Here is a 24,736-nt window from a genome sequence, read left to right on the forward strand (position 1 = left end):
GCCCCACGCGCTCCCGGCATGTCGTTTTCCATCGATAAAGGACCTGGCCGCTTTGCCGCGCCGGGATGGATTCCCCATGCAGAAAAATCAACCAATGGTAGTATATGCGCTGCCGGATGCGGTCGATCGTTTGTTCGTCACATTCGGCGTCTGGAAGACCCTGCGGGCGGTCATCGTCGCCGCCCTCGTGCCGCGCGCGCCACCGACCGATCTTACCGATCTGCCGGAACGCCTGCTGGACGATATCGGCGTCGAGCCATCCGAGCGGAAGGTGCGTCGGGACTGGGCACCGCCTTACTGGGCGCCGCGGTTTTGATCCGTGGCGGCCTCCTCAGTAAAAGGTGTCGCGGAGGCTCCGTCGCTAGTTTGGATGGCTAATGACAGCCAAAATGCGTTCTCCGTCATGCCGGACTTGATCCGGCATCCAGCCACGGCGCGTCCGCGCCGTGAGAAGAGCCTCTTGCGATCAAAGACTTGATCGCACTGGACCCCGGATCTAGTCCGGGGTGACGGAGCTTGGGGCTGTCATGTCGCCCAAAAGTACCTGTCTCGCGGGATTTCGATCAACAGCTGCCGTCGTCGAATGATGCGTGATACTTTGATTATCATTGAAGGGAGTGGTTCGAATGATGAAATTTCCGGTTCACCCTGGTGAATTGCTACGGGAGGAGGTCATTGCCGCACTTCAGCTTTCCGTGACAGAAGCTGCGGAAAGGCTCGGCCTGTCGCGCGTAGCGCTTTCTCGTGTGCTAAACGGGCGGGCAGGGATCAGTCCCGACCTTGCCTTGCGGCTGGAGCGGGCCGGCGTCAGCACGGCGCGGGCATGGCTTGTCATGCAGTCGAATTACGATCTCGCACAAGCGATGAAACGGGAGCAGCCACCCGTTCGGCCGCTAGATGACAAAGGCGGCATGATCTCCGAAAATTTGGCTTGATGCCGGGCGCTTTTGGTGGCTTGCTCCCAAAAGCGCGCAAGGGAGATTTCATCATGCCGCTTGAGAACTGGCTGGCCTTCGTGGCCGCATCCGCCATCATGCTCGCCATTCCGGGACCGACGATCCTGCTGGTTATTTCCTATGCGCTGGGCCACGGCCGCAAGGCGAGCACTGCGACGGTAACGGGTGTGGCGCTTGGTGACTTCACCGCGATGACGGCCTCGATGCTCGGCCTCGGCGCGCTGCTTGCCACCTCGGCGGCACTTTTCACCGGCCTCAAATGGATCGGCGCCGCCTACCTCATTTATCTCGGCATCAAGCTGTGGCGCTCTCCGGTCGGTGGCGAAGGTGCGGAAGGCACGGGCGTGACGGGCCGTGAAAGACCGCTCAAAATCTTCCTGCATGCCTATATCGTGACGGCGCTGAACCCCAAGAGCATCGTGTTCTTCGTGGCCTTCCTGCCGCAGTTTCTGGTGCCGACGCTGCCATTCTGGCCGCAGGTGTTGATTTTCGAAGCGATATTCCTTGTGCTTGCAACGGTGAACGCGGCGCTTTATGGGCTTCTGGCAAGCGCCGCCCGCAATACGATCCGCAAACCGAAGGTTCAGCGCATCGTCAATCGCACGGGTGGCGGTCTCCTGATCGGCGCCGGTCTTGTTGCCTTCGGCTGGAAGAGGGCGGTTTCGGCGTAAAACGCCCGTCGATCGCCTGAAATTCGGACATAACAAAATGGCATTGCCGCATATTCTTCTCGCCCTGATCACCGTGTTTTTGTGGGGCTTCAACTTCGTCGTCATCAAGGTGGGCGTCGCCGACATGCCGCCTTTGTTTCTGACGGGCGTGCGTTATCTCTTTGCGGCCGTGCCCCTGATATTCTTCCTGCCGAAACCCAATGTGCCGTGGCGGCATATGATAGTTTACGGCATGGCGATGGGTTTCGTGCAGTTCGGCCTGCTTTACCCGGCCATCAAACTCGGCCTGCCTGCGGGGCTTGCTTCGCTCGTCATGCAGTCGCAGGCCTTCTTCACGCTGGCGCTGGCCGTGGTGTTTCTCGGCGAGCGGCCGTTGCCGTCACAGATCATCGGCGCGATCGTTGCTTTTGGCGGGCTGGCGGTCATTGGCGTGGAGCGCATGACGGCCGCAGCGCTGATACCGCTCCTGATGGGCGTCGGCTCGGCCATTGCCTGGGCCTGCGGCAACATCGTCAATCGCCGCATCGGCCAGGTGAACGCGGTCTCCTTTGTCGCATGGACGAGCCTTGTACCCGTTCTGCCGTTGATCCTGCTTTCGCTGGTGGTGGAAGGACCTGATGCGATTGCGGAAGGGTTGCTCAACGCAACGCCGACGATGGCTTTCGTGGTGATCTACATGGCCTATGGTGCGACCATCGTCGGCGCGGGCATCTGGAGTTACCTGCTTCTGCGTTATCCGGCCGGAACGGTGGCGCCGTTTTCGCTGCTGGTGCCGATTGTCGGTTTCATCAGCGCCTATCTCGCTTTTGCGGAGCATATTACCGTCTTCGAAGTGGTCGGTGCTGCATTGGTCATCGTCGGGCTGATGCTGAATGTGTTCGGCAGGCGGCTTTCATTTTTGCGGGTCTCATCCGGAGCCGCATAGATGGGGCGTAATTGCCTGTGCATTACCGGCACGGGGCAGACGCAACCGGCGATTTTTTGGTAAAGAGCATGTTCGGCCGCCGTCAAGGGAATCGGCCGGATGACATGCAGCACGAGGAACGGAACATTGCAGGTCGGCATCGACATGGGAACCCTATCGGGCGGGCAGCAGGCCAAGCTCGATATCGAGGAATTGCTTGCGACACGTTTGCTGGTGCAGGGCAATTCCGGGTCCGGCAAGTCGCACCTTCTGCGCCGGCTTCTGGAGCAATCGGCGCAATGGGTGCAGCAGGTCATCATCGATCCCGAGGGCGATTTCGTCACGCTTTCCGATAAGTTCGGCCACGTGGTGGTGGATGGCGAGCGCACCGAGGCGGAACTTGCCGGCATTGCCAACCGCATTCGCCAGCACCGCGTTTCCTGCGTGCTGACGCTGGAAGGCCTTGATATCGAGCAGCAGATGCGGGCCGCCGCCGCCTTCCTCAACGGCATGTTCGATGCGGATCGTGAATTCTGGTATCCGGTGCTTGTCGTGGTGGATGAGGCGCAGATGTTTGCGCCCTCCGCCGGCGGCGAGGTGACGGAAGATGCCCGCAAGGCGTCTCTCGGCGCCATGACCAATCTGATGTGCCGTGGCCGTAAACGCGGGCTTGCCGGCGTCATCGCCACGCAGCGTCTTGCCAAGCTTGCCAAGAACGTGGCGGCGGAAGCCTCCAACTTCCTGATGGGCCGCACCTTTCTCGATATCGACATGGCGCGCGCGGCCGATCTGCTCGGCATGGACCGGCGACAGGCGGAAATGTTCCGCGATCTGCAGCGCGGCAATTTCGTGGCGCTTGGGCCTGCGCTGTCGCGCCGCCCGTTGCCGATTGTCATCGGTGCCGTGGAAACCTCGGCGCGCTCCTCGTCACCGAAGCTGATGCCGCTGCCGGATGCGCCCCAGGATGTGGAAGACCTGATCTTCACGCCGGACCCGGAAGAGTTCACGCGCGCCGTGGTGCGCCGTACGCCGCCCGCGCCGCGCCCGACAACCGATATTCTGGCCGAACTCTCCCGTTCCACCCCTGCGGTCGGCGGTCCCTCACCGGAGCAGTCTCCGCGTGCTGGCCAGCCGGAGCTGACGCCGGAGGAGCGCGAGGAGAAGATCGCCGCTGTGCTGGTCGAAATTCTCGACGATCCGCAATCGGCCTATCGCACCGACGCCGTGCTGTACCAGGATTTTCTGGTGCGCGCCCGCATGCGCCGTATTCCCGGCACGCCCATGACGCTTGCGGATTTCCGCCGGCAGGTGGCGATTGCACGCTCAGGCGTGGATGCGACGATGGCGGCAAGCGAAGGCTGGCAGAAGGCGCTGGAGCTGTCGATGTCGGTTTCCGACGATCTGCAGGGGGTTTTCCTGCTTCTGGTGAAGGCGGCGCTGGGTGAAGAACCCTGCCCGTCGGATGCCCGTATTGCCCGCGCTTATGGCACCCATTCCGCCCGCCGCGCGCGCCGTCTTCTCGGTTATTTCGAGGAGAAGGAGCTTGTGGTGGTACATGCCGATTTCTCCGGCAAGCGCATTGTGGCTTTCCCTGATCTCGATGCAAAAACCGCACCCGGCGATGCGGATGCGGCGGAGGATGACGCGAGGCTGGCGGCGGAGTGAAGTTACGGCAGGTTTGTCGGCGTCGATATACTTACCCGTCATGCCGGACTTGATCCGGCATCCAGCCACGGCGCGTCTGCGCCGTGAGACGAGTCTGTTGCGATCAAGGACCTGATCGCGCTGGACCCCGGATCAGGTCCGGGGTGACGGCGTGTATATTATGTGGCGGTGGCAACCTCATTCGTCAGCGGAAATTCTGAAAGAGGCTGAGGAGGCGTTTCCGCCTCCTCGATGAAGACCTTATTCTACGGCCTTTGCTTCCTTGCGCGTCGCAATCAGCGAACCGATGATGCCGGTTGCGAGGATGGCGACGGTGACACCGAGCGAGACTGCCGGCGGGATCTTGGCGATGCCGAGCATGTCGGCCACGAAGATTTTCGAACCGACGAAGACCAGAACCGCAGCCAGCGCATATTTCAGATAAGCGAAGCGGTGGATCAGGGCGGCGAGCGCAAAATAGAGGGCGCGCAGGCCAAGGATCGCGAAGATGTTCGAGGTGTAGACGATAAAGGGATCGGTGGTGATCGCGAAGATCGCCGGGATCGAATCGACCGCGAAGATAAGGTCGGCGATTTCGACCATTATGAGAGCCAGGAAGAGCGGCGTCACGAAGGTCTTGAGTTTGCCGGTGGTCGTATCCGTCTCCTTGACGAAGAATTTCTCGCCATGCAGCTTTTCCGTTACCGGAAGGCGGCTGCGCAGGAATTTCAGGATGCGGTTATTGCCGATATCGGCCTCGTCATGGTCGGACGAAAACAGCATCTTGAGGCCGGTGAAGACGAGGAAGGCCGCGAAGAGATAAAGCACCCAGTGGAAGTTTTCGACAATGGCGGCGCCACCGGCAATCATGATGCCGCGCAGGATGATGACGCCGAGAATGCCCCAGAGCAGCACGCGGTGCTGATATTGGCGGGGAATGGCGAAATAGGAGAAGATCATGGCGATGATGAAGATATTGTCCATCGCCAGGCTTTTTTCGACCACGAAGCCGGTGACATATTCCATCGCCGACTGCTGGCCGGACTGATACCAGATCCAGCCGCCGAAGGCCAAACCGATGGCGATGTAAAAGCCTGACATCAGCAGGCTTTCACGGATGCCTATTTCCTTGGAGTTCTTGTGCAATACGCCAAGATCGAGCGCCAGGAGGCCAAGGACGAGAGAAATGAAGACCGCCCACATCCATGTGGGGGTACCGAGAAAATCGTTGAGGAGGAACTCCATCAGTCAACCTTTAGCCGGACGAGGTTGGCTTTGCGGATGGGGAACGTGTGTCAAGAATATACGTGGGCCCCAACCTAAAGAAACTCGACATCACGTGTTGTCCGGTAACACGCCAGAGGGGCCCGAGTTCTGATCACGAGGGAGAGATAGGAGAGCCTTCAGGCTTTTCAAGGGCCGGTTCGAGAAAAAAGCGGCAGGCTTTGTTTGACAAATTTGTAAAACATGTTTAGAAGCCGCCCCAACGCCGGGCAGTGATGTCCGGTGTGTTTTGTTGACTGCCCTGCAGTTTAATAACTGACGTTCGGCGGTCAATATCACCGACATGTCCCGTGGTTTCTCCATTTGCATGTGAGAAGCCTGTCAGAGGCCCTGAAACGGGCTTCAGAGGAGGGCGTGTTTCCTTAAACCGGTTTGGTAACAGACCGGCATAACCTTTTGAGAAGGAAATACGATGAGCAAGCGCGAATCGGCTAAGTATAAAATTGACCGCCGCATGGGCGAAAACATCTGGGGCCGTCCGAAGTCTCCGGTAAACCGCCGCGAATACGGCCCGGGCCAGCACGGCCAGCGCCGCAAGGGCAAGATGAGCGACTTCGGCACGCAGCTGCGCGCCAAGCAGAAGCTCAAGGGCTACTACGGCGAACTGCGCGAAAAGCAGTTCCGCGCCACCTACGACGAAGCAAACCGTCGCAAGGGCGATACCTCCGAGAACCTGATCGGCCTGCTCGAGTCGCGTCTGGACGCTATCGTCTACCGCGCCAAGTTCGTTCCGACCGTTTTCGCATCGCGTCAGTTCATCAACCATGGCCACGTCACGGTTAACGGCGTTCGCGTCAACATCGGTTCTTACCGTTGCAAGCCGGGCGACGTTGTTGAAGTTCGCCAGAAGTCCAAGCAGCTGGTGACGGTTCTCGAAGCCGTTCAGCTCGCAGAACGCGACGTTCCTGATTACATCGAAGTCGATCACAACAAGATGGTTGCGACCTATGCTCGCATCCCGGCTCTGTCTGACGTTCCGTACCCGGTCGTCATGGAACCGCATCTGGTCGTCGAATTCTACTCGCGTTAATCGACGCGTTTCAGTATTGAGAAAGCCGCCCCTCGGGGCGGCTTTTTTGTTTGCTGGGGAAGGCTTTGCATGCAGGACATTCAGGCGATCGTCGATTCCATTTACGACAGCATGGTGCCGCGGCTGGGCGAGGGCAAAGTTGCGGACTATATTCCCGAGCTCGCCAAGGTCGATCCGAACCAGTTCGGCATCGCCATCACCACTGTCGATGGAACCACCTACACGGCCGGCAATGCGCTCACGCCGTTTTCGATCCAGAGCATCTCCAAGGTCTTCATGCTGACGCTGGCGCTCGGCAAGGCGGGGGAAACTGTATGGAACCGCGTCGGGCGCGAACCGTCAGGGTCTTCCTTCAACTCCATCGTCCAGCTGGAGCATGAGCACGGCATTCCGCGCAATCCCTTCGTGAATGCCGGCGCCATCGTGGTGACGGATATCGTTCTTTCCGGCCACCAGCCGCGAGAGGCGATCGGCGAACTCTTGCGCTTCGTGCGTTATCTCGCTGACGATGACACGATCAGCATTGACGACACGGTGGCGAAATCCGAGCAGGCGACGGGTTTCCGCAATTTCGCGCTTGCCAATTTCATGCGGTCCTTCGGCAATCTGCACCACCCCGTCGAATATACGCTGGGCGTTTATTTTCACCAATGTGCGCTGTCCATGACCTGCGCGCAGCTCTCTCGCGCCGGGCTGTTCCTTGCCAATCGCGGCCGCAATCCGCTGAGCGGCCATACGGTCGTGTCAGACCGGCGGGCGCGGCGCATCAACGCGCTGATGCTGACCTGCGGCCATTATGACGGATCGGGCGATTTCGCCTATCATGTCGGCCTGCCCGGCAAGAGCGGTGTGGGTGGCGGCATCATGGCGGTTGCGCCGGGCAAGGCGTCCATTGCCGTCTGGTCGCCGGGTCTCAACAAGGTGGGCAATTCGGCGCTTGGGTCACATGCGCTGGAAATGCTGGCGACGAAAACCGGCTGGTCGGTATTCGGGGCTTGATATTGCAGGCAGATGCGGGCATTTGCCTGCATTGAGAACGGCAGTCGTGCCGGAGCGAGCTAATGATGAACATTCTCACCAGGATCGATGACATCGCCGATAAGGTCGAGGCAGATCAGGACGCGCCCGAGGAAAACGGCAGCTCGCATCCTCTGTTCGACAATGCACCGCGTTCGGTCTCGTTCAACAAGCTGCGCAAGCGTCTGCTGCGCAATGTGCGTCAGGCCTTTACCGATTTCGGCATGCTGAACGGCCAGAAACGCTGGCTGGTGGGCCTTTCCGGTGGCAAGGACAGCTATGGGCTGTTGGCGCTGCTGCTCGATCTGAAGTGGCGCGGCCTTTTGCCTGTCGAACTCATCGCCTGCAATCTGGATCAGGGTCAGCCGAATTTTCCCAAGCACGTGCTGCCGGAATATCTGGCGAAGATCGGCGTTGCCCATCGTATCGAATATCGCGATACCTATTCCGTGGTGAAGGAGAAGGTGCCGTCCGGCGGTACCTATTGTTCGCTCTGTTCGCGGCTGCGGCGCGGCAATCTTTACCGTATCGCGCGGGAAGAGGGCTGCGACGCGTTGCTGCTCGGCCACCACCGCGAGGATATTCTCGAGACCTTCTTCATGAATTTCTTCCATGGTGGCCGGCTCGCCGGCATGCCGGCGAAGCTGCTGAACGACGAGGGCGACCTGATGGTGCTGCGCCCGCTTGCCTACTGCGCCGAAGAGGATATGGCGAAATTCGCGGCGGCGATGGAGTTCCCGATCATTCCCTGCGACCTCTGCGGCTCGCAGGACGGGCTTCAGCGCAATGCCATGAAGGAGATGCTGGCCGACATTGAAAGGCGCATGCCGGGCCGCAAGGACGTGATGCTGAGGGCGCTTGCCCACGTCAATGCGTCGCATCTGCTCGATCCGAAGCTTTTTGATTTTTCGGCGCTCGCTGTCACCGGGGCGTCACCTGAAGAGCGTACGGAGGCCCGCCCTCCCTTATGAAGAAGTGCCCCGCGCGATGACCCTTTCCGATAAAGATATCGACTTTCTGATTTCCACCGTTGCCGCTGCCGGCCGCCAGGAAATAATGCCCCGCTTCCGCAATCTCGACGCAGGCGCGATCTCCGAAAAGACGTCCGCCGTCGATCTCGTCACCGAGGCGGATATTCTTACGGAAAAGGCGATAACCGCCGCTCTTCTGCAACGGTTTCCGAAGGCCCATATCGTTGGCGAAGAGGCCTATGATGCGGATCAATCCGTCATTCCAGCTCTTGCCGATGCGCCTTTCGCCTTCGTGATCGATCCAATCGACGGCACTTTCAACTATGCTTCGGGCTTTCCCGCTTTCGGCACGCTGCTCGCCGTCACCGTCAAGGGTGAGGCGGTCGCGGGCATCATCCACGATCCCGTCATGGGCGATACCATCGTCGCGCTGAAAGGTGAGGGCGCGTTTCTCAACCGCAGGGACGGCTCCCAGGCAAAGCTCAAGGTCGCCGATCCCGTGCCATTGTCCGAAATGGTCGGCATCTTTTCCTGGGGCCACAGCCATGAAGATCGCCGCCCGGTGATCGCCGCCAATATGGCCAAGATCAAGATGGCGCTTTCAATCAATTGCTCGGCTCATGAATACTGGCTTGCCTCGACTGGCAAGCTGCACTTCATCGGCCATGAAAAGCTGATGCCCTGGGATCATCTTGCCGGAGTTCTTATTCATCAGGAAGCGGGCGGCTACACCGCTCGTTTCGACAATACGCCCTACCGGCCGGGACAGACGACGGGTGGCATCCTGTCGGCCCCCGACAAGGAGAGCTGGAAGATGCTGCGCCGGGAAATCGTGGTTTTATAAGTTTTACGCCTAGACAGAAGGATATCGCCCATGGCTATCGAACTCGACATCGCCTCTCTTGCCAATGCGCTTCAGGAGGCGGCGGCAGTGGAAATCCTGCCGCGGTTCCGCAATCTGGGCGAAGGCGATGTGCGGATCAAGAGCGAGGCGATCGATCTCGTCACCGAGGCTGACGAGGCCGCCGAGCGGCTGATCCGCGCCCGCGTGCAGGAAATCATGCCGCAGGCGCTGTTCATCGGCGAAGAGGCGGTAGCGGCGGATGCCTCGCTGCTTGGCAAGCTTGCCGACGCCGATCTAGCCGTGGTGGTCGATCCGATCGACGGCACCTATAATTTCGCTTCCGGCCTGCCGCTCTTCGGCGTGATGATGAGTGTCATCTCCAAGGGTGAGACCGTCGCCGGCCTGATCTTCGACCCGATGGGCAATGATTGGGCGATTGCCGAAAAGGGCTCCGGTGCGTGGCTTTGCAGCGCCGATGGCGCGCAGACGCAGATGTCCGTGGTGCCGGCGCCTGAATTGTCGCAGATGGTTGGCATCGCCAATACCGGCTATTTCGATGTGGAGACCCGCCGCAAGATTCTGACGAACCTCGCCGATGTGCGGCTCTTCACCAGCTATCGCTGTGCGGCGCATGAATACCGCCTGTTTTGCGGCGGCCACATGCATTTCCTGATGTATAACAAGCTGATGCCCTGGGACCATCTGGCCGGCACGCTGCTTTCGCAGGAAGCGGGCGCCTATGCAGCCCGTCTCGACGGCTCACCCTATCTGCCGCGCCATGTGGATGGTGGACTGCTGCTAGCGCCGGACCAGGAGACCTGGGAATTGCTGCGCGAGAAGATTTTCACGGTTTGAGGCGGTGTTGTGTAAGGGGCAGGGCGGAAAGGTTTTTGCCCGTCATGCCGGACTTGATCCGGCATCCAGTAGCCGCGCGTCTGCGTGGCGGAAGACTCTTCTCAGCCCAAAGACTTGGGCTGGCTGGACCCCGGATCAAGTCCGGGGTGACGGAATGCGTATGACGTGAACCGTCAATCAATAAAAAGGGCGCGGAACAAAATTCCGCGCCCTTTTATTTTTCTAACCGCCCTTACCGTGTCGGCTTGTTGTGTGCCTGAAACAGCATGCCCTTTTCGCCGATCAGCACGAAGATCAGGCCGATGATGGAGACGACGAAAAAGCCTGCTACCATTGGCAGCGCCGTGCCATCGAAGGCCTGGCCGATGGCGGCGCCGATGAGCGAGCCGCCGACCGTACCCATGAAGCCGATGACGGAGGAGGCGGTGCCGGCGACATGGCCGAGCGGCTCCATGGCGAGCGAGTTGAAGTTCGACCCGATCCAGCCGAACTGGAACATGGCGAGCGCGAAGAACACGATGAAGATCGCGAAAGGCATCGGTTCCGGTCCCAGCACCTGCACCACCAGCCAGACGAAGGTGATGGCGATGAAACCGAGCAGCGATCCGTGCGACAGCTTGCGCATGCCAAACCTGCCGACCAGCCTTGCATTGATGAAGGACGAGAAGGCCATGAACAGGGCGACGCCGGCGAAGGCCGCGGCAAACCATGCGCCGAGGCCATAAATGCCCTTATAGACCTGTTCAGCCGAGTTGATGAAGCCGAACAGTGCACCGAAGATGAAGGTGCTGGAGAGCGTGTAGCAGAGTGCGATACGGTTGGTGAGCACGATCTTGAAGCCGCCAAGCACCGAACGGGCGGTGAAAGGGCGGACATCGTCCGGATGCAGCGTTTCCGGTAGGCGGAAATACATCCAGGCCGTCACCACGGCGGCAATTGCCGCCATGAAGGCGAAGATCAGGTGCCAGTTGCCGAAAAACAGCACGATCTGGCCGGTGCCGGGCGCGATGACCGGAACGACCATGAAGACCATCATGATCAGCGACATGACTTCCGCCATCTGGCGGCCGCCATAGATGTCGCGCACGATCGAGATGGTGATGACGCGTGTCGCCGCCGAGCCGATGCCCTGAATGAAACGCAGGACCAGCAGGCCGGAGAATGACGGTACGAAGACCACCGCAATGGCGGAGATGATGTAGATTGCCAGACCGACGAGCATCGGCTTGCGGCGTCCGAAACGGTCCGAGATCGGGCCGTACAGAAGCTGTGCGATGCCGAAGCCCAGAAGATAGGTGGAAATGACATATTGGCGGTGGTTTTCATTGACCACGCCCAGCGATGCACCGATTTCCTGAAGGCCGGGCAGCATGATGTCGATGGCGAGCGCGTTCAGCGCCATCAGCATTGCGGCCAGCGCAATGAATTCCGTGCGCCCCATCGAGCCTGCGCGCGAAGCGGTGGATTGTGAAAGTTCTGTCACAGGATTGCCCCAAAAAGAACGGCAAAGGCGTTGCATGAAGCAACGCCTGGCATAAATTTCTGACAATCAGGGTGGGCCGGATGAACCGGCCGAAATCAGGCCGCGCCGCGGACGCTGATACCCTGTTCTTGGAAGTGGTTTTGAAGTTCGCCGGACTGGAACATCTCTCTTACGATGTCACAGCCGCCGACGAATTCGCCCTTGACGTAGAGCTGCGGGATGGTCGGCCAGTTGGAATAGTCCTTGATGCCCTGGCGGATATCTGCATCGGCAAGCACGTTGATGCCCTTGTAGTCGACGCCGAGATAATCGAGGATCTGTACCACCTGGCCGGAAAAACCGCACTGCGGAAATTGCGGGGTGCCCTTCATGAAAAGAACGATATCGTTGCTCTTCACTTCGCTGTCGATCATGTCGTGAATGCCGCTCATAGGCCTATTCCTTTCACATGCGGTTCAAGGCCGCTGCTTTCGTTTGTTCCTAAATAACATGTCGCGGCGCGATTTCCACCCGGAAAGCGCAAAAAATGCGCGGGTGTGGCATCGATGAGCGCCGGTCGAAACTCCGGCTACCAGCGCGTCGTTCTCTTCGGGTAAGAAAAGTCGAGAACTATTTTTCCTATCTGCTTCCACCGTCTGAAGACTGATTGCGTCAATACACCTGTTTCGCCTTCCCGAATATCGAATTCGCGAGTGTTATCGAACGTTATGGCTCGCCTGCCGCTCGGTAACGAGCAGTCGTCCTCACAGTCAATCTCCATTTCGCTATAGAAACTGTTCACTTCAATATCGAGAATTAACTTTGGACTTTTCTGGTCCACCAGGCGGCAGGTGTTGCCGGTTTTGCAGAAAGCTGTGCCGGATATCCGATGAGCACCATCAAGCTCCACGACGAAGCCGATCTTGATCTCTTTGCTGCTCTTAACCTCTGCGGCACCTTGTAGCGGCGCCGAAATCGCCAGTAGTAAAAAGGCGGGAATTAGGGGGAGGCGATGCATCATCGATATCGTTGCCTGCTGCGGGCAGCGGCCGTGCGTCTTTTGCTCACCTGCTTCTTGGCTGGCTTGGGTTTGACGGCGGCGTTGAGTGCGGCTTCGAGGACGGATCCGACGATGCCGCCGGCAAGCGAGCCGGTAATTTTCGTCCGGCGCGCCCGGCGCGTTTTGCGGATGCCGGTCTTGGTGAGGATTTCAGACAGCGCGCCCTTGACGACGCCGTTGAGCACTTGATCGACGATGCCAGACAAATTTCCCTCGCCAATAAATAAATCACATTTCCGTCGCGTTTTTTACTATACGTGCATCGCCCACTGTATCAAGCGATCCTTTCGGGTGTCTCTAGCCTGAAGGTTTATGCATGCCGACCGTCAAGTCACGACTTGTTCTTTATTTCCCCGGCTTCGATCCGCTGGATGCGGCGGCCCATCATCTGCGTTACCAGCGGGCGGCGGCGCTTGCCGGCAAGACATGGGGTGTGGACTATACGGTGGGAGCGCTTGAGACTACGCCGGCGGGCGAAACATTCACGGTGGAGGCCTCGGCCGGTGACTGGCGGACGCGTTCCACCATCTTCGTCTATGATCATAATGCGGTGATATCGCGCCTGCGGGATATGCCCGTCTGGCGGCAGGTCGGGCTGGGCTTTGCGGCTGCGGGCGGTATCGTCGCAGAAGGCGGGGCAGGGCGCTATCTTCGTCATGCCTGGCGTTTCGGTCTTTTCTTCATTTTTCCGTTCCTGCTGATGCTGGTGGGCGGCGCGCTTGCGGCGGGCATTGCCCTGTCGCCGCTGCTGTTTGGTTTCCCCCTCTGGCTCTTCGTGATCAGTCTTCCCGCTGCGGCCCTGTTCTTCGTGAAGGCGTTTCTGCCCTTCGCCGAGCGGTTTCATACGTTGCATCTTTACGCCGACTGGCGCTTCGCGCTGGCCGTCGGCCGCGATGAGCCGATTTCCCGCGATTGGATCGAAGAGAAGGCGGCCCTTGTCCTCAAGGCGTTGGAGCAGCCTTCTGAGGAGGTTCTGGTCGTGTCGCACAGCATGGGGGCGAGCCTCGCGCTCGCCGTGATCGGCCGTGTGCTGGAACTCGAACCCGATGCGCTGGATGGCCGGAAATTGTCCTTTGCCACGCTCGGTGGTGCTGCCCTGCAATGCGCGCTGCTGTCGAGTGCGGACAGGCTGCGACAGAGCGTCGGCACGATCGCGCATCATCCGGAGGTGATATGGTTCGATATCCAGTGTCTGACCGATCCGATCCACCTCTACCGCTGCAACACGGTTGCGCTGACCGGCCACAAGGATGCGCCGCAGCCGAAGATCGTGCCGATCCGTTTCAAGCACTCGCTTTCGCCGGAGCGTTATAAAAAGAACAAGCGCAACTTCCTGCGCATGCATCGGCAATATGTTTTGGGGCCGGATCGCAAATCCGGTTACGATTTTACCCTGCTGACGGCGGGGCCTTTGCCTGCCGCCTCCTTCGCCGATCTGGATTCGCAGACGCCGCCAGTCCTGTAAGCGGCGCTGATCGACTCGGACGGACATGAAAAGGCCCGCGTGAGAGTATCACGCGGGCCTTTCATTATTCCGCAGGTTTCACGCTGTCCCCTAGGCGGGACAGAGACGTGCCGTTGCCCGAACCGCTCTCACGGCCGCGATCATTCGGGAGCCGAGGTCTGCAGGGCAAGGGCGTGCAGAACGCCGCCCATATTGCCCTTCAGCGCGTCATAGACCATCTGGTGCTGCTGCACGCGGGTCTTGCCCTTGAATGCTTCCGCGACGACTTCCGCCGCGTAATGGTCGCCATCACCGGCCAGATCGCGGATCGTGACCTTTGCCCCGGGAATTCCCGCCTTAATCATGTCTTCAATGTCGCCGGGTTTCATGGGCATGGTGTTTCTCCTTAATTCATTCTGCGGCGATCAAAGTTTCGCCGTCCATGAATTGAGGGAACCACGATTCATGGGCCAAGTGCAATTCTTTAATCTCGACAGCCCGCGCCGTGCCCAGCTTTACGCTTGCACCGCCGGTGACGCCGATTGCCGGGCAGGAAACGCCTGCCGCCTTGGCAGCCGCCTGCACCTTGTCGAGATCGGCCTTCTTCACCGTCAGAACGTAACGGCCCTGATCTTCGCCATAGAAGGTGAGGACCGGATTGTGGCCTTCGACCGCATCGATCGTCGCGCCAATGCCCGAGGAAATTGCCATTTCCGCAACAGCAAGTGCGAGGCCGCCCGAAGAGCAATCGTGAACGGCTGTCGTAAGACCGTCGGTGATGAGCGTACGGACGAAATCGCCGTTGTTCTTTTCGGCGGCCAGATCGACATGCGGTGCGGGGCCATCGGTGCGGCCATGGATGTCGCGCATGTAAACGGACTGGGCGATGTGGGTGCCGAGACCGGCAGGCGCGCCGATGAGTAGTACCACTTCGTCAGCGGCGGCGAAACGGATGCGCGCCATACGGCCCCAGTCCTTCAGCAGGCCAACGCCGCCGATGGTGGGGGTGGGCAGGATCGCCTGGCCATTGGTTTCGTTATAGAGCGAGACGTTGCCGGAAACGATGGGGAATTCCAGCACACGGCAGGCTTCGCCGATGCCCTTGATGGCATGGACTAGCTGGCTCATGATTTCAGGCTTTTCGGGGTTGCCGAAATTGAGGTTGTCGGTGGCCGCCAGCGGCAAAGCGCCGGTTGCGGTGATGTTGCGCCAGCATTCGGCGACGGCCTGCTTGCCGCCTTCGAACGGGTCAGCCTCGACATAACGCGGCGTCACGTCGGAGGAGAAGGCCAGCGCCTTCTTGTCATGGCCTTCGACGCGAACCACGCCCGCATCCCCACCCGGCAGCTGCAGGGAGTTGCCCTGGATCAGCGTATCGTACTGTTCGTATACCCAGCGGCGCGAGGAGTTGTTGGCCGAACCGACCAGCGATACCAGCGCGTCGGCAATGTCTGCGTCTGGAACGTCGTTCTCCGAAAGCGGCGCCTGAACCTTGGCGGGCGTCCACGGACGGTCATATTCCGGGGCCTGATCGCCGAGATCCTTGATCGGCAGGTTGGCGACTTCCTCGCCATTGTGCAGCACGCGGAAGCGCAGGTCGTCGGTGGTCTTGCCGACAATCGCGAAGTCCAGACCCCATTTGACGAAGATCGCCTTGGCGACTTCTTCCTTGGAGGGCTCGAGAACCATGAGCATGCGCTCCTGGCTTTCCGACAGCATCATTTCGTAAGCCGTCATGCGCTCTTCGCGCACCGGTACGGCGTTCAAGTCGAGTTCGATGCCGAGATCGCCCTTGGCGCCCATTTCAACGGCCGAGCAGGTGAGGCCGGCTGCACCCATGTCCTGAATGGCGATGACCGCGCCGGTCTTCATCAGTTCGAGGCAGGCTTCCAGCAGGCACTTTTCGGTGAAGGGGTCGCCAACCTGAACGGTCGGGCGCTTTTCCTCGATGGATTCGTCGAATTCGGCGGATGCCATGGTCGCGCCGCCGACGCCGTCGCGGCCGGTCTTTGCACCGAGATAGACCACCGGCAGGCCGACGCCCTTGGCTTCCGACAGGAAGATCGCATTGGACTTGGCAAGGCCGGCGGCAAAGGCGTTAACGAGGATGTTGCCGTTGTAGCGCGGGTCGAACTCCACTTCGCCGCCGACGGTCGGCACGCCGAAGGAGTTGCCGTAACCGCCAACACCGGCGACGACGCCAGCCACGAGGTGGCGGGTTTTCGGATGATCGGGTGCGCCGAAACGCAGGGCGTTCATGGCCGCGATCGGGCGTGCGCCCATGGTGAAGACGTCACGCAGGATGCCGCCGACGCCGGTCGCCGCACCCTGATAGGGTTCGATGTAGGATGGGTGGTTGTGGCTCTCCATCTTGAAGACGACGCAGTCGCCATCATCGATATCCACCACGCCGGCATTTTCACCGGGGCCCTGAATGACGCGTGGGCCCTTGGTCGGCAGGGTCTTCAGCCACTTCTTGGAGGACTTGTAGGAGCAGTGCTCGTTCCACATGGCCGAGAAGATGCCAAGCTCGGTAAAGCTTGGCTCCCGTCCGATCAGGTCGAGGATACGCTGGTATTCGTCGGGCTTCAGCCCGTGGGATGCAACGAGTTCCGGGGTGATCTTGATGGAATTTGAGATAGACATAGGTCTCACGCGGTTCGAGCCGAGGAAAGTTTCCGGTTCTTTACCGCAAGAGGCTTGATCGTGCGACAGGAAAATGCGCCGTTTTGCCGGCAAAACGCTGCTTTGTTGGCTTATTCAGAACTTGTAGCCGACCATAAGTCCGACACGCGTCAGCCCGTCATTGGGGCCGTCGCACAGATTGGCGTGGGAGGCATGTTCGATCTGGGTCGAGATATTCCAGTTGCTGTTGAAGCGATATCCGATGGCGGCATATTCATGAAAAAGCACGCGGCAGCCGAATTCCGCGCCGGTTTCGCCCGGGCCGTTTCTCAGCCTGCCGTCATGCCACAGGCCGCCAAAGCCGAGGTCGACGAAAATTTTCGGATTGAGGTCGAAGGTCCAGTTGACGCCGCCGTAAATGGTATTTGCTTCGCCCTCGGTGCCGATTTCCGCACCCAGATGCAGGCGTGGGCGGGCAAGCTTTTCGCCAAGGGTGACGGCCGAGGCGCTCGCGAAGGGATCGAAATACGCGGTAAAGGCCGGGAATACGCCGTCTTCGCCACCGCCACCGCGATCGGCGAGCGAGGTCGTGACCCCGAAACGCAATTCATCGAACACCGTGCCGTCTGCGGCGGCGGCCGGCGTCATGTCACTCAACACACATGCTGCGAAAACCATCGCGAGAGCAACAAATGCCCTGGCGGATATGGAACCGAATGCTGCCATCGAATCATTCCCCGCTCCGAAGTAGGGAAAGGATGGCAGATTCGCCGGTTTGGTAAATAATGAGTTACTGAATTAGAGGTCGTGTTGCAGGAAAGACTCGTTCCCGCTCACGCCTCGCTTTCATAACCGGCCGAACCATTATCGAGCAGATGCCGCAAGGTGCCGAAGGCATGGGTTAGATCCTCGCGTTTGGGAGGCCCGGAGAAGCTGATGCGGACACGGTGGAAAACCTTCTCCGTGCGCCCAGCCTTGAACTCGTCCTCGTCGTCGATCAGCACGCCTTCCTTCATGGCGGCATTGCGGAATGTGCCGGAAAGCCAGGGCTCGGGCAGCCGCAGCCACAGGAAGGCGATATCCGGCAGGGAGTTGAATTCCAGCCCGGTAAAAACGCGTCTGGCGATCGCCTCGCGCTGGTTGATCTCGGCAATGCAATCCTTGCGGATGTCATCGGCGTCGCCGCTGTTGACGAGCCGCGCATTCAGTTCTGCCAGCATGAAGGGCAGGCCGCCGGTTATCATCGAATGCGAAATGCGTATCCGCGATGAGAATTGTGCCGGGCAGGCGACCCAGCCGCCGCGGACGCCGGCTGAAACGGATTTGGACAGGCCGCCGACAACGAAGGTTATATCGGGCGCAAATTCGGCAATCAGGGGAATGGCCTCGCGGGTCATGGCGCCATAGAGATTGTCCTCGACGATCCATACGCCGTATCTGCGGGCGATATCGGCGATTGCCCGCCGCCGCTCCTCGGGCAGGGTGGCGCAGGTCGGGTTCTGGCCGGCCGACATCAGGAAGATCATCTTGGGGTGCTGCTGGGCGCAGATGCGCTCGAAATCATCAGGGACAATGCCCTTCTCATCCGCTTCCACCAGCGTTACCCGCCGTCCGGCGAGCGCGGCGCTGCGGCTGATGTGGGAATAGGTGAGGGGTTCGAAAACGATCCGGTCGCCCGGCGCCGTCATCGCCGTCACCACGCTCATCACCGCCGCATGGGCGCCGAGCGTCGAAACGATGTTTTCCGGTTTCGGCGACCAGCCGTGCTGGGAAAGCCAGCGGACGCCTGCCATACACCAACTGTCTGGAAGCGTGCGGGTGTAGTTGGCGACTTCGAAAGGATGGTCCCGGGTGACGGCCTCGATATGCCGGGTGATCAGCGCGCTCTGGCCGACATCGGGTGCTGCGGTGGTGTTCAGCCGAAACTCCGCGCTGGTTTCGATCGGGTGGCGTGTGCCGCCGAATGCAGACGCTGCCGGTTCGATACGCGACGACGGGGCAGGGGTCTTGCTCTCGTTGACATAAGTACCGCGCCCGACTTCGCCGCTGACGAGACCACGCTCGTGGATGAGCGCATAGGCCCGGCTGATTGTGCCGATTGTTACGCCGAGATCATAAGCGAGATTGCGTTGCGGCGGCAATTTCGAGCCCGCCTTCAGAATGCCGTCCGAAATCGCGCCTTCGATACTGTCTGCAAGGCGCAGGTAAATGGGCCCATTGCCCTCGGTAATGTCGGGAAGCCAATTTGTCATGGTGACAATTTATGCATTGTATCTGTATCCAAGTCAATTGTATTTATTGGATGCATTAAGTGAGGCTAAACGCACGGAGACAATAGGTGCAATATGCGCAAGATGGATCAATACCTTTCGACAACGGATACAATTTATCCTGACGGTTACGAACGGGAACGCGTGTTCCGCGATGCCGGCGACATGGTCGCACCGGCGCCGTATCCGGCTGAGATCGCTCGCACGCTTATTGGTCGCCTGATTACGGGCTTGTTCAAGTGGCACGACAAACGACAGGGACGGCTCGCTTTGCGTGAACTGTCGGACGATCTTCTGCAGGATATCGGCGTCACGCGCGACGAGGCCTTGAAGGAGGCCGCAAAGTCGCAGCTTTTCTCGTGGCCAACGCGGCCGCTTTAATTTTCTGCCGGAGAGCGGCGCCATCTTTCCCCGGTGCCTGAATTGCCATTCGGCAGGCCCGCCACGCCAGTCCCAACCGGCGTTGGCGGGTCTTTTTGTATTGGATTTTCCACCCTTTGTCGTCCTCAGGCTTGACCCGAGGACCCATCTCACGCGGCTGTGGATCCTCGGGTCAAGCCCGAGGATGACGTCGCGTGCTTGGTGGCCTTGTCGTCAAATTTTTAACTGAGCACGTCAGGGTCGCTAGATCAGCAGCCCTTGCCGCCATTCGCCCAGCGTTTGACATCGGTTGCGATGCGGCCTGAAACGGTCTCGTTCATCATGGGGCCGAAAGCATCGAGCTTTGCCGGGTTACCCTCGGCCTGTACGACCAGCATGGGGCGCGATTCCGGGCTGTTGCGCGGCACGAGCAGAATGCGCGGCCGACCGGAGAAGGAGTTCAACTCCGGCGCCAGACGGTAGGCCTTGAAAGCTGCATCCCCCGACTTGAACCAGCAGGCATTGGCACCTAGCGCGATCCGTTCCATCGTCGGCAGGGCGGCGCGGGAAACGGAGGCCGCCGGCTGCGGTTTCGGCTGGCAGGCGGCGAGTGCGACGGCAGCAAGGATCAGTCCGGTAGCTTTGTAGGCATTCAGTCGAAAAGCAAGAGACATCAGGTCATCCAGAAGAGAGGCCGAAGCGGCAGCCGCAAGCGGGCATTAAAAAGGCGGGCTTGAAGCCCGCCCGGTCTGTCAGGCTGCGATGACGCCGAGCGCCGAGGCAAAGAGGCCGCGGCCGTCATTGCCGCCATGGGCGGCCTCGATCAGGTTTTCAGGATGCGGCATCATGCCGAGAACGTTGCCCTGTGCGTTGATGACGCCGGCAATGTCGTTCAGCGAGCCGTTGGGGTTGGTGCCGTCAGCATAACGGAACACGACCTGACCCTTGTCTTCAACGGACTTGAGCTCATCCGTATCGAGGAAGTAGTTGCCGTCGTGATGGGCGACGGGGCAACGCAGGACCTGGCCCTTGTCATAGGCGCGGGTGAATTCGGTGTCGTTGTTGACGACTTCGAGTTTCACTTCACGGCAGACGAATTTCAGGGAGGCGTTGCGCATCAGAGCGCCCGGCAGCATGCCGGCTTCGACCAATATCTGGAAGCCGTTGCAGACGCCGAGAACCTTGACGCCCTTTTCGGCCTTTTCGCGGATGGCCTGCATGACCGGCATGCGGGCGGCGATGGCGCCGCAACGCAGATAGTCGCCATAGGAGAAGCCGCCGGGAATGACGATCAGGTCCACATCCGGAAGTGTCGTTTCCGTCTGCCAGATGGTGACGGGCGCCGTGCCGGAGATTTTCGTGAGCGCCGCGATCATGTCGCGGTCGCGGTTCAGGCCGGGAAGTTGGACGACAGCGGATTTCATGGTCGGCGGCTCCTGCGGCTTTTAGAGAATGGCGATAGAGTAGTTTTCGATAACCGTATTGGCCAGAAGCTTTTCGCACATCGCCTTCAGGTCGGTCTCGGCCTTGGCCTTGTCGGCGCCTTCGAGCTCCAGGTCGAAGACCTTGCCCTGACGGACATGGCCGACGCCACCGAAACCGAGGCTGCCGAGCGCGCCTTCGATTGCCTTGCCCTGCGGATCGAGAACGCCGTTCTTCAGCGTAACAGTCACCCGTGCCTTGATCACCTGATCTTCTCCTGATTTTACCTTGCTAGGCCAATATTACTTCACGAGGCCGATATTACTTTACCAGGACTGGGCCGGTGCCGCGGATCGGTTCGTTTTCATTGATGATGCCGAGACGGCGCGCAACTTCGGAATAGGCTTCGAGAAGCCCGCCCATGTCGCGGCGGAACAGGTCCTTATCCATCTTTTTCTGGGTCTCGATGTCCCACAGGCGGCAGCTGTCTGGCGAAATCTCGTCGGCGAGGATGATGCGCATCATGTCGCCTTCGAAAAGGCGGCCGCATTCGATCTTGAAATCAACGAGCTGGATGCCGACGCCGAGGAAGAGGCCGGACAGGAAGTCGTTGACGCGGATGGCAAGCGCCATGATGTCGTCAAGCTCGGCGGGGTTGGCCCAGCCGAAAGCCGTGATGTGCTCTTCGGAGACCATCGGGTCTTCCAGCTCATCCGACTTGTAATAGAATTCGATGATGGAGCGCGGCAGCACCACGCCTTCCTCGATGCCGAGGCGCTTGGACAGAGAGCCGGCGGCGACATTGCGCACGACGATCTCGAGCGGGATCATCTCCACTTCCTTGATCAGCTGCTCACGCATGTTGAGGCGGCGGATGAAGTGGGTGGGAATGCCGATCTTGTTCAGATGCGTGAAGACATATTCGCAGATACGGTTGTTCAGCACACCCTTGCCGTCGATGACTTCGTGTTTCTTCTTGTTGAAGGCGGTCGCATCGTCCTTGAAGAACTGGATAAGCGTGCCTGGCTCCGGACCTTCGTAAAGGATCTTGGCCTTGCCTTCGTAAATACGGCGGCGACGGTTCATAATGGCAGGTCTCTTGGTTGACGCCGATTCTGGTGGCGTTACGTTTCTGTCTTTGAGCGGTCCCATAAAGGAAAAGAGTGCATTCTACAATGCAGCGCGCATATCTTCCCTTCAATTCTTATGTCGGGCCGACAATGTCTCATGGCTGAAAATCGGCCGGCGCGAGCGGCAAGGGGCGGGACGGGTCTCGCCCTTCGTCCCTCTCAGGGCTCGTTTGCCTTCAGGCGGCTCAGGAACTGGGCGAACACCATGCCGCCTTCGGGCCATGGGCCATGGCCGGACTCGGCGTTGATATGGCCGGACATGCCGGCATCGATCAGCAGCGAACCCCAGGCGGCGGCAATATCGTCGGCATGTTCATAGGAGCCGAAGGGATCGTTGCGGCTGGCGATGGTGATGGCCGGAAATGGCAGCGGATCGCGCGGATAGGGGCCGAAGGTCATCAGATGTTTCGGCCGGATATCCGGATTGGCGACATCCGGCGGTGCGACGAGAAGCGCGCCTGCAACTTTCCTGCCGATTTCCGGAATGGCGTGGATGACGGTCGGAACACCCAGCGAATGGGCGACGAGAACGACGGGCTTGGTCGAGGCGTTGACCTCTTCCACGAGCCGCGCCACCCAATCGTGCCTCACCGGTTTTGTCCACTCGGCCTGCTCGACACGGCGCGCGGTGGAAAGTTTGCGCTCCCAGCGGGTCTGCCAGTGGTCTGGGCCGGAATTGGTGTAACCCGGTACGATGAGGATATCTGCTTCTGAAACTTTCATGCGCCCATATCTGTGTCGTGATGCCGCCGCGATCAAGGCCGCGACGGCATTAACTTCAGGGTGTTTGCTCAGGCGTTGCCGAAGACGCGCTTGAAGATCGTGTCGACATGCTTGGTGTGGTAGCCGAGATCGAACTTCTCGCGGATGGCATCTTCGGGAAGGGCGGCGCGCACTTCCTCATCGCCCAGCAGTTCCTCCAGGAAATCCGCACCCTGTTCCCAGACCTTCATGGCGTTGCGCTGCACCAGGCGATAGGCGTCCTCGCGGGAAACGCCGGCCTGCGTCAGCGCCAAGAGAACGCGCTGCGAATGCACGAGGCCACGGAACTTGTTCATGTTCTTCAACATGTTGTCCGGGTAGATCACCAGCTTTTCGATGACGCCGGCAAGGCGGTTCAGTGCGAAGTCGAGGGTAACGGTGGTGTCGGGGCCGATGGCGCGCTCCACGGAGGAGTGGCTGATATCGCGCTCATGCCAGAGCGCCACGTTTTCCATGGCCGGAACGACCGACATGCGCACCAGACGGGCAAGGCCTGTCAGGTTTTCGGTGAGCACCGGGTTGCGCTTGTGCGGCATGGCGGAGGAACCCTTCTGGCCGGGAGAGAAGAACTCTTCCGCTTCCAGAACCTCGGTGCGCTGCATGTGGCGGATTTCGATGGCGACGTTTTCGATCGACGAGGCGATGACGCCGAGGACGGCGAAGAACATGGCGTGACGGTCACGCGGGATGACCTGCGTGGAGACCGGCTCCGGGATGAGGCCGAGCTTGGCGCAGACATGCTCTTCGACGCGCGGATCGATATTGGCGAAGGTGCCGACGGCGCCGGAGATCGCGCCCGTGGCGATTTCCGCACGCGCATTGACGAGGCGCTCGCGGTTGCGGTGCATCTCGGCATAAAAGCGGGCGAAGGTCAGGCCCATGGTGGTCGGCTCGGCATGGATGCCGTGGCTGCGGCCGATGCGCACCGTGTTCTTGTGTTCGAAGGCGCGGGTCTTCAGTGCGGCGAGCACACGGTCCATATCGGCGAGCAGAAGATCGGCGGCGCGGACGAGCTGGATGTTGAGCGTGGTGTCCAGCACGTCCGACGAGGTCATGCCCTGGTGGACGAAACGGCTGTCGGGGCCGACAAATTCGGCAAGGTGCGTCAGGAAAGCGATGACGTCGTGCTTGGTGACGGCCTCGATCTCGTCGATGCGGGCCACGTCGAAAGTGGCGCTGCCGCCCTTTTCCCAGATCGTCTGTGCTGCCGATTTCGGAATGACGCCGAGTTCGGCCAGCGCGTCACAGGCATGCGCCTCGATCTCGAACCAGATGCGGAACTTCGTTTCCGGCGACCAGATGGCGACCATTTCCGGTCGGGAGTAACGAGGGATCATGGCAATGACTTTCTTAGTGGAGGAATTCTTGGTGGAGGAATTTGCTGCCCGTTTAGCAAAGTGTTCCGATAATCTCAATCAACTATAGAGCCAGCGCACCGGCTCGATGCGCCTATTACAAATGTCAAAGCGTCCTTTGGACGTCCGGGCGGTCATGGGTCCGTCGGCAGAGGATTGCGCCCGCCAGCGCCAGCGGAACAGCGGCAAACGGAAAATAGAGGCGAAGGCCCAGAATGCAGAACTGGTAGATGGCGCCGAGGGAGGTGAAGAGCTGCTGGAAAAACCAGATGCGGGAAAATGCCGGTGCATGCCATTGCGCATAAAAGATGCGGTACTGGAAAGCGAAAAGCGCCGCCGCGACCGCTATGGTGAAGAATGCGATGGCAAGGCAGCTTGCCGCAAAGCGCAGCGGCAGGCCGGCGGATGCGGGGAGGAAGCGCAAGGCAACCATGGCCAGTGGCCAGCCGAGGAGGCCGCCGCAGAAGAACAGTATGGCGATATCAGCGGCATGGTCGGTTTCGAACCGGTTTCTTGAATAAAGACCAAGGCCGGCGCTGGTCGCTGAAGAGGCGGCCCAGACGAGCGGGGCGAGAAGTGGAAACAGCCATGCCGATAATGTGTTGCCGGAGTCCTGCCTGTCGCTGTCCATCAAAGCCCCCACCCAAACGCCCTGTCGTCCCGCTTGCGG

The 24,736-nt window shown here is 60.0% G+C and carries 28 protein-coding genes; 12 read left to right on the forward strand and 16 right to left on the reverse strand.

The annotated features are described in order from the left end of the window. Window positions 1-76: 76 nt before the first annotated feature. The 5 genes from OK142_RS20480 (at window position 77) to OK142_RS20500 (ending at window position 4,196) form a co-directional block, all read left to right on the forward strand. Entirely contained in the window at window positions 77-316 is a 240-nt protein-coding gene (locus tag OK142_RS20480; RefSeq protein ID WP_035242365.1) for a hypothetical protein, read from the forward strand. A 310-nt stretch (window positions 317-626) separates the two neighbouring features. Then, window positions 627-935, forward strand: coding sequence for a HigA family addiction module antitoxin (locus tag OK142_RS20485; protein WP_498684834.1), 309 nt, complete (start codon window positions 627-629; stop codon window positions 933-935). Window positions 936-988: 53 nt separating this feature from the next. Then, complete coding sequence (locus OK142_RS20490; protein ID WP_498684836.1) at window positions 989-1,627, forward strand: LysE family translocator; 639 nt, start codon at window positions 989-991, stop codon at window positions 1,625-1,627. Between the two features lie 37 nt (window positions 1,628-1,664). Beyond that, complete coding sequence (locus tag OK142_RS20495) at window positions 1,665-2,552, forward strand: EamA family transporter (protein ID WP_498684837.1); 888 nt, start codon at window positions 1,665-1,667, stop codon at window positions 2,550-2,552. Between the two features lie 126 nt (window positions 2,553-2,678). Next, window positions 2,679-4,196, forward strand: a complete 1,518-nt coding sequence (locus OK142_RS20500) for a helicase HerA domain-containing protein (RefSeq protein WP_498684921.1) — start codon at window positions 2,679-2,681, stop codon at window positions 4,194-4,196. Window positions 4,197-4,436: 240 nt separating this feature from the next. Here OK142_RS20500 and OK142_RS20505 read toward each other — a convergent pair whose 3' ends face one another. After that, window positions 4,437-5,420 carry a TerC family protein gene (locus OK142_RS20505; RefSeq protein ID WP_498684838.1) on the reverse strand — a complete coding sequence of 328 codons (984 nt, stop codon included), beginning with the start codon at window positions 5,418-5,420 and terminating at the stop codon, window positions 4,437-4,439. A gap of 451 nt (window positions 5,421-5,871) precedes the next feature. Here OK142_RS20505 and rpsD point away from each other — a divergent pair, with 451 nt between their 5' ends. From rpsD to OK142_RS20530, 5 genes are all read left to right on the forward strand, one after another. Further along, complete coding sequence (gene rpsD / locus OK142_RS20510; RefSeq protein ID WP_003507896.1) at window positions 5,872-6,489, forward strand: 30S ribosomal protein S4; 618 nt, start codon at window positions 5,872-5,874, stop codon at window positions 6,487-6,489. Between the two features lie 69 nt (window positions 6,490-6,558). Then, entirely contained in the window at window positions 6,559-7,488 is a 930-nt protein-coding gene (locus tag OK142_RS20515; RefSeq protein WP_003495341.1) for a glutaminase, read from the forward strand. A 62-nt stretch (window positions 7,489-7,550) separates the two neighbouring features. Further along, complete coding sequence (gene ttcA / locus OK142_RS20520; RefSeq protein ID WP_498684839.1) at window positions 7,551-8,477, forward strand: tRNA 2-thiocytidine(32) synthetase TtcA; 927 nt, start codon at window positions 7,551-7,553, stop codon at window positions 8,475-8,477. 16 nt (window positions 8,478-8,493) lie between these two features. Next, complete coding sequence (locus tag OK142_RS20525; protein ID WP_498684841.1) at window positions 8,494-9,321, forward strand: inositol monophosphatase family protein; 828 nt, start codon at window positions 8,494-8,496, stop codon at window positions 9,319-9,321. A gap of 30 nt (window positions 9,322-9,351) precedes the next feature. Next, window positions 9,352-10,176, forward strand: coding sequence for an inositol monophosphatase family protein (locus OK142_RS20530; RefSeq protein WP_080834859.1), 825 nt, complete (start codon window positions 9,352-9,354; stop codon window positions 10,174-10,176). A gap of 232 nt (window positions 10,177-10,408) precedes the next feature. Here the strand turns inward: OK142_RS20530 and OK142_RS20535 are convergent, their stop codons facing one another. The 4 genes from OK142_RS20535 to OK142_RS20550 form a co-directional block, all read right to left on the reverse strand. Further along, entirely contained in the window at window positions 10,409-11,617 is a 1,209-nt protein-coding gene (locus tag OK142_RS20535; RefSeq protein WP_498684922.1) for a multidrug effflux MFS transporter, read from the reverse strand. Window positions 11,618-11,754: 137 nt separating this feature from the next. Beyond that, a complete protein-coding gene (gene grxD, locus OK142_RS20540) occupies window positions 11,755-12,090 on the reverse strand; it encodes a Grx4 family monothiol glutaredoxin (RefSeq protein WP_003520429.1) in 336 nt (111 codons plus the stop codon). Between the two features lie 137 nt (window positions 12,091-12,227). Then, window positions 12,228-12,659 (reverse strand): hypothetical protein, encoded by a 432-nt coding sequence (locus tag OK142_RS20545; protein WP_498684844.1) that lies wholly within the window; start codon window positions 12,657-12,659, stop codon window positions 12,228-12,230. Continuing rightward, on the reverse strand, window positions 12,656-12,904 hold the full coding sequence (locus OK142_RS20550) for a hypothetical protein (protein ID WP_498684845.1): 249 nt from the start codon (window positions 12,902-12,904) through the stop codon (window positions 12,656-12,658). Before OK142_RS20550 ends, OK142_RS20545 begins: the two co-directional genes overlap by 4 nt. Window positions 12,905-13,014: 110 nt before the next feature. On the opposite strand from OK142_RS20550, the gene OK142_RS20555 reads away from it, so the two are divergent. Next, entirely contained in the window at window positions 13,015-14,163 is a 1,149-nt protein-coding gene (locus tag OK142_RS20555) for a hypothetical protein (protein WP_498684846.1), read from the forward strand. Window positions 14,164-14,303: 140 nt separating this feature from the next. Here OK142_RS20555 and OK142_RS20560 read toward each other — a convergent pair whose 3' ends face one another. The 4 genes from OK142_RS20560 to OK142_RS20575 form a co-directional block, all read right to left on the reverse strand. Beyond that, window positions 14,304-14,537 (reverse strand): BolA/IbaG family iron-sulfur metabolism protein, encoded by a 234-nt coding sequence (locus tag OK142_RS20560; RefSeq protein ID WP_003507909.1) that lies wholly within the window; start codon window positions 14,535-14,537, stop codon window positions 14,304-14,306. A gap of 16 nt (window positions 14,538-14,553) precedes the next feature. Continuing rightward, window positions 14,554-16,788 (reverse strand): phosphoribosylformylglycinamidine synthase subunit PurL, encoded by a 2,235-nt coding sequence (purL, locus tag OK142_RS20565; RefSeq protein ID WP_498684848.1) that lies wholly within the window; start codon window positions 16,786-16,788, stop codon window positions 14,554-14,556. A gap of 114 nt (window positions 16,789-16,902) precedes the next feature. After that, window positions 16,903-17,493: an acyloxyacyl hydrolase gene (locus OK142_RS20570; RefSeq protein WP_082182524.1), complete on the reverse strand. Its 591-nt coding sequence runs from the start codon at window positions 17,491-17,493 to the stop codon at window positions 16,903-16,905. A 107-nt stretch (window positions 17,494-17,600) separates the two neighbouring features. Next, window positions 17,601-19,019, reverse strand: a complete 1,419-nt coding sequence (locus OK142_RS20575) for an aminotransferase-like domain-containing protein (RefSeq protein WP_498684849.1) — start codon at window positions 19,017-19,019, stop codon at window positions 17,601-17,603. Window positions 19,020-19,112: 93 nt separating this feature from the next. Between OK142_RS20575 and OK142_RS20580 the strand changes: the two genes are divergently transcribed. Further along, a complete protein-coding gene (locus OK142_RS20580; protein WP_003495365.1) occupies window positions 19,113-19,418 on the forward strand; it encodes a DUF1127 domain-containing protein in 306 nt (101 codons plus the stop codon). 248 nt (window positions 19,419-19,666) lie between these two features. Here OK142_RS20580 and OK142_RS20585 read toward each other — a convergent pair whose 3' ends face one another. From OK142_RS20585 to OK142_RS20615, 7 genes are all read right to left on the reverse strand, one after another. Beyond that, entirely contained in the window at window positions 19,667-20,071 is a 405-nt protein-coding gene (locus OK142_RS20585) for a hypothetical protein (RefSeq protein WP_216329891.1), read from the reverse strand. A gap of 78 nt (window positions 20,072-20,149) precedes the next feature. Then, window positions 20,150-20,821, reverse strand: coding sequence for a phosphoribosylformylglycinamidine synthase subunit PurQ (gene purQ, locus OK142_RS20590; protein WP_003495370.1), 672 nt, complete (start codon window positions 20,819-20,821; stop codon window positions 20,150-20,152). A gap of 21 nt (window positions 20,822-20,842) precedes the next feature. Continuing rightward, window positions 20,843-21,085 (reverse strand): phosphoribosylformylglycinamidine synthase subunit PurS, encoded by a 243-nt coding sequence (gene purS, locus OK142_RS20595; protein ID WP_003495372.1) that lies wholly within the window; start codon window positions 21,083-21,085, stop codon window positions 20,843-20,845. Window positions 21,086-21,140: 55 nt separating this feature from the next. Further along, window positions 21,141-21,905: a phosphoribosylaminoimidazolesuccinocarboxamide synthase gene (purC, locus tag OK142_RS20600; RefSeq protein WP_003495374.1), complete on the reverse strand. Its 765-nt coding sequence runs from the start codon at window positions 21,903-21,905 to the stop codon at window positions 21,141-21,143. Between the two features lie 203 nt (window positions 21,906-22,108). After that, a complete protein-coding gene (locus tag OK142_RS20605; protein ID WP_003495376.1) occupies window positions 22,109-22,672 on the reverse strand; it encodes an alpha/beta hydrolase in 564 nt (187 codons plus the stop codon). Between the two features lie 68 nt (window positions 22,673-22,740). Then, window positions 22,741-24,048 carry an adenylosuccinate lyase gene (gene purB, locus OK142_RS20610; RefSeq protein WP_035224226.1) on the reverse strand — a complete coding sequence of 436 codons (1,308 nt, stop codon included), beginning with the start codon at window positions 24,046-24,048 and terminating at the stop codon, window positions 22,741-22,743. A 124-nt stretch (window positions 24,049-24,172) separates the two neighbouring features. Beyond that, the gene (locus tag OK142_RS20615; protein WP_498684851.1) at window positions 24,173-24,697 is read right to left on the reverse strand and encodes a hypothetical protein; all 525 of its coding nucleotides are present in this window, start codon (window positions 24,695-24,697) and stop codon (window positions 24,173-24,175) included. Between the last annotated feature and the right edge of the window lie 39 nt (window positions 24,698-24,736).

It is taken from the genome of Agrobacterium sp. BT-220-3 (genome assembly GCF_025910175.1).
Classification (GTDB): Bacteria; Pseudomonadota; Alphaproteobacteria; order Rhizobiales; family Rhizobiaceae; genus Agrobacterium; species Agrobacterium oryzihabitans.

What these genes read in the sequence shown, in the direction of transcription:
- OK142_RS20480 (WP_035242365.1), top strand. Translation starts at nt 77, where the DNA reads ATGCAGAAAAATCAACCAATGGTAGTATATGCGCTGCCGGATGCGGTC.
- OK142_RS20485 (WP_498684834.1), top strand. Translation starts at nt 627, where the DNA reads ATGATGAAATTTCCGGTTCACCCTGGTGAATTGCTACGGGAGGAGGTC.
- OK142_RS20490 (WP_498684836.1), top strand. Translation starts at nt 989, where the DNA reads ATGCCGCTTGAGAACTGGCTGGCCTTCGTGGCCGCATCCGCCATCATG.
- OK142_RS20495 (WP_498684837.1), top strand. Translation starts at nt 1,665, where the DNA reads ATGGCATTGCCGCATATTCTTCTCGCCCTGATCACCGTGTTTTTGTGG.
- OK142_RS20505 (WP_498684838.1), bottom strand. Translation starts at nt 5,420, where the DNA reads ATGGAGTTCCTCCTCAACGATTTTCTCGGTACCCCCACATGGATGTGG.
- rpsD (WP_003507896.1), top strand. Translation starts at nt 5,872, where the DNA reads ATGAGCAAGCGCGAATCGGCTAAGTATAAAATTGACCGCCGCATGGGC.
- OK142_RS20515 (WP_003495341.1), top strand. Translation starts at nt 6,559, where the DNA reads ATGCAGGACATTCAGGCGATCGTCGATTCCATTTACGACAGCATGGTG.
- ttcA (WP_498684839.1), top strand. Translation starts at nt 7,551, where the DNA reads ATGATGAACATTCTCACCAGGATCGATGACATCGCCGATAAGGTCGAG.
- OK142_RS20525 (WP_498684841.1), top strand. Translation starts at nt 8,494, where the DNA reads ATGACCCTTTCCGATAAAGATATCGACTTTCTGATTTCCACCGTTGCC.
- OK142_RS20530 (WP_080834859.1), top strand. Translation starts at nt 9,352, where the DNA reads ATGGCTATCGAACTCGACATCGCCTCTCTTGCCAATGCGCTTCAGGAG.
- OK142_RS20535 (WP_498684922.1), bottom strand. Translation starts at nt 11,617, where the DNA reads ATGGGGCGCACGGAATTCATTGCGCTGGCCGCAATGCTGATGGCGCTG.
- grxD (WP_003520429.1), bottom strand. Translation starts at nt 12,090, where the DNA reads ATGAGCGGCATTCACGACATGATCGACAGCGAAGTGAAGAGCAACGAT.
- OK142_RS20545 (WP_498684844.1), bottom strand. Translation starts at nt 12,659, where the DNA reads ATGATGCATCGCCTCCCCCTAATTCCCGCCTTTTTACTACTGGCGATT.
- OK142_RS20555 (WP_498684846.1), top strand. Translation starts at nt 13,015, where the DNA reads ATGCCGACCGTCAAGTCACGACTTGTTCTTTATTTCCCCGGCTTCGAT.
- OK142_RS20560 (WP_003507909.1), bottom strand. Translation starts at nt 14,537, where the DNA reads ATGCCCATGAAACCCGGCGACATTGAAGACATGATTAAGGCGGGAATT.
- purL (WP_498684848.1), bottom strand. Translation starts at nt 16,788, where the DNA reads ATGTCTATCTCAAATTCCATCAAGATCACCCCGGAACTCGTTGCATCC.
- OK142_RS20570 (WP_082182524.1), bottom strand. Translation starts at nt 17,493, where the DNA reads ATGGCAGCATTCGGTTCCATATCCGCCAGGGCATTTGTTGCTCTCGCG.
- OK142_RS20575 (WP_498684849.1), bottom strand. Translation starts at nt 19,019, where the DNA reads ATGACAAATTGGCTTCCCGACATTACCGAGGGCAATGGGCCCATTTAC.
- OK142_RS20580 (WP_003495365.1), top strand. Translation starts at nt 19,113, where the DNA reads ATGCGCAAGATGGATCAATACCTTTCGACAACGGATACAATTTATCCT.
- OK142_RS20585 (WP_216329891.1), bottom strand. Translation starts at nt 20,071, where the DNA reads ATGTCTCTTGCTTTTCGACTGAATGCCTACAAAGCTACCGGACTGATC.
- purQ (WP_003495370.1), bottom strand. Translation starts at nt 20,821, where the DNA reads ATGAAATCCGCTGTCGTCCAACTTCCCGGCCTGAACCGCGACCGCGAC.
- purC (WP_003495374.1), bottom strand. Translation starts at nt 21,905, where the DNA reads ATGAACCGTCGCCGCCGTATTTACGAAGGCAAGGCCAAGATCCTTTAC.
- OK142_RS20605 (WP_003495376.1), bottom strand. Translation starts at nt 22,672, where the DNA reads ATGAAAGTTTCAGAAGCAGATATCCTCATCGTACCGGGTTACACCAAT.
- purB (WP_035224226.1), bottom strand. Translation starts at nt 24,048, where the DNA reads ATGATCCCTCGTTACTCCCGACCGGAAATGGTCGCCATCTGGTCGCCG.
- OK142_RS20615 (WP_498684851.1), bottom strand. Translation starts at nt 24,697, where the DNA reads ATGGACAGCGACAGGCAGGACTCCGGCAACACATTATCGGCATGGCTG.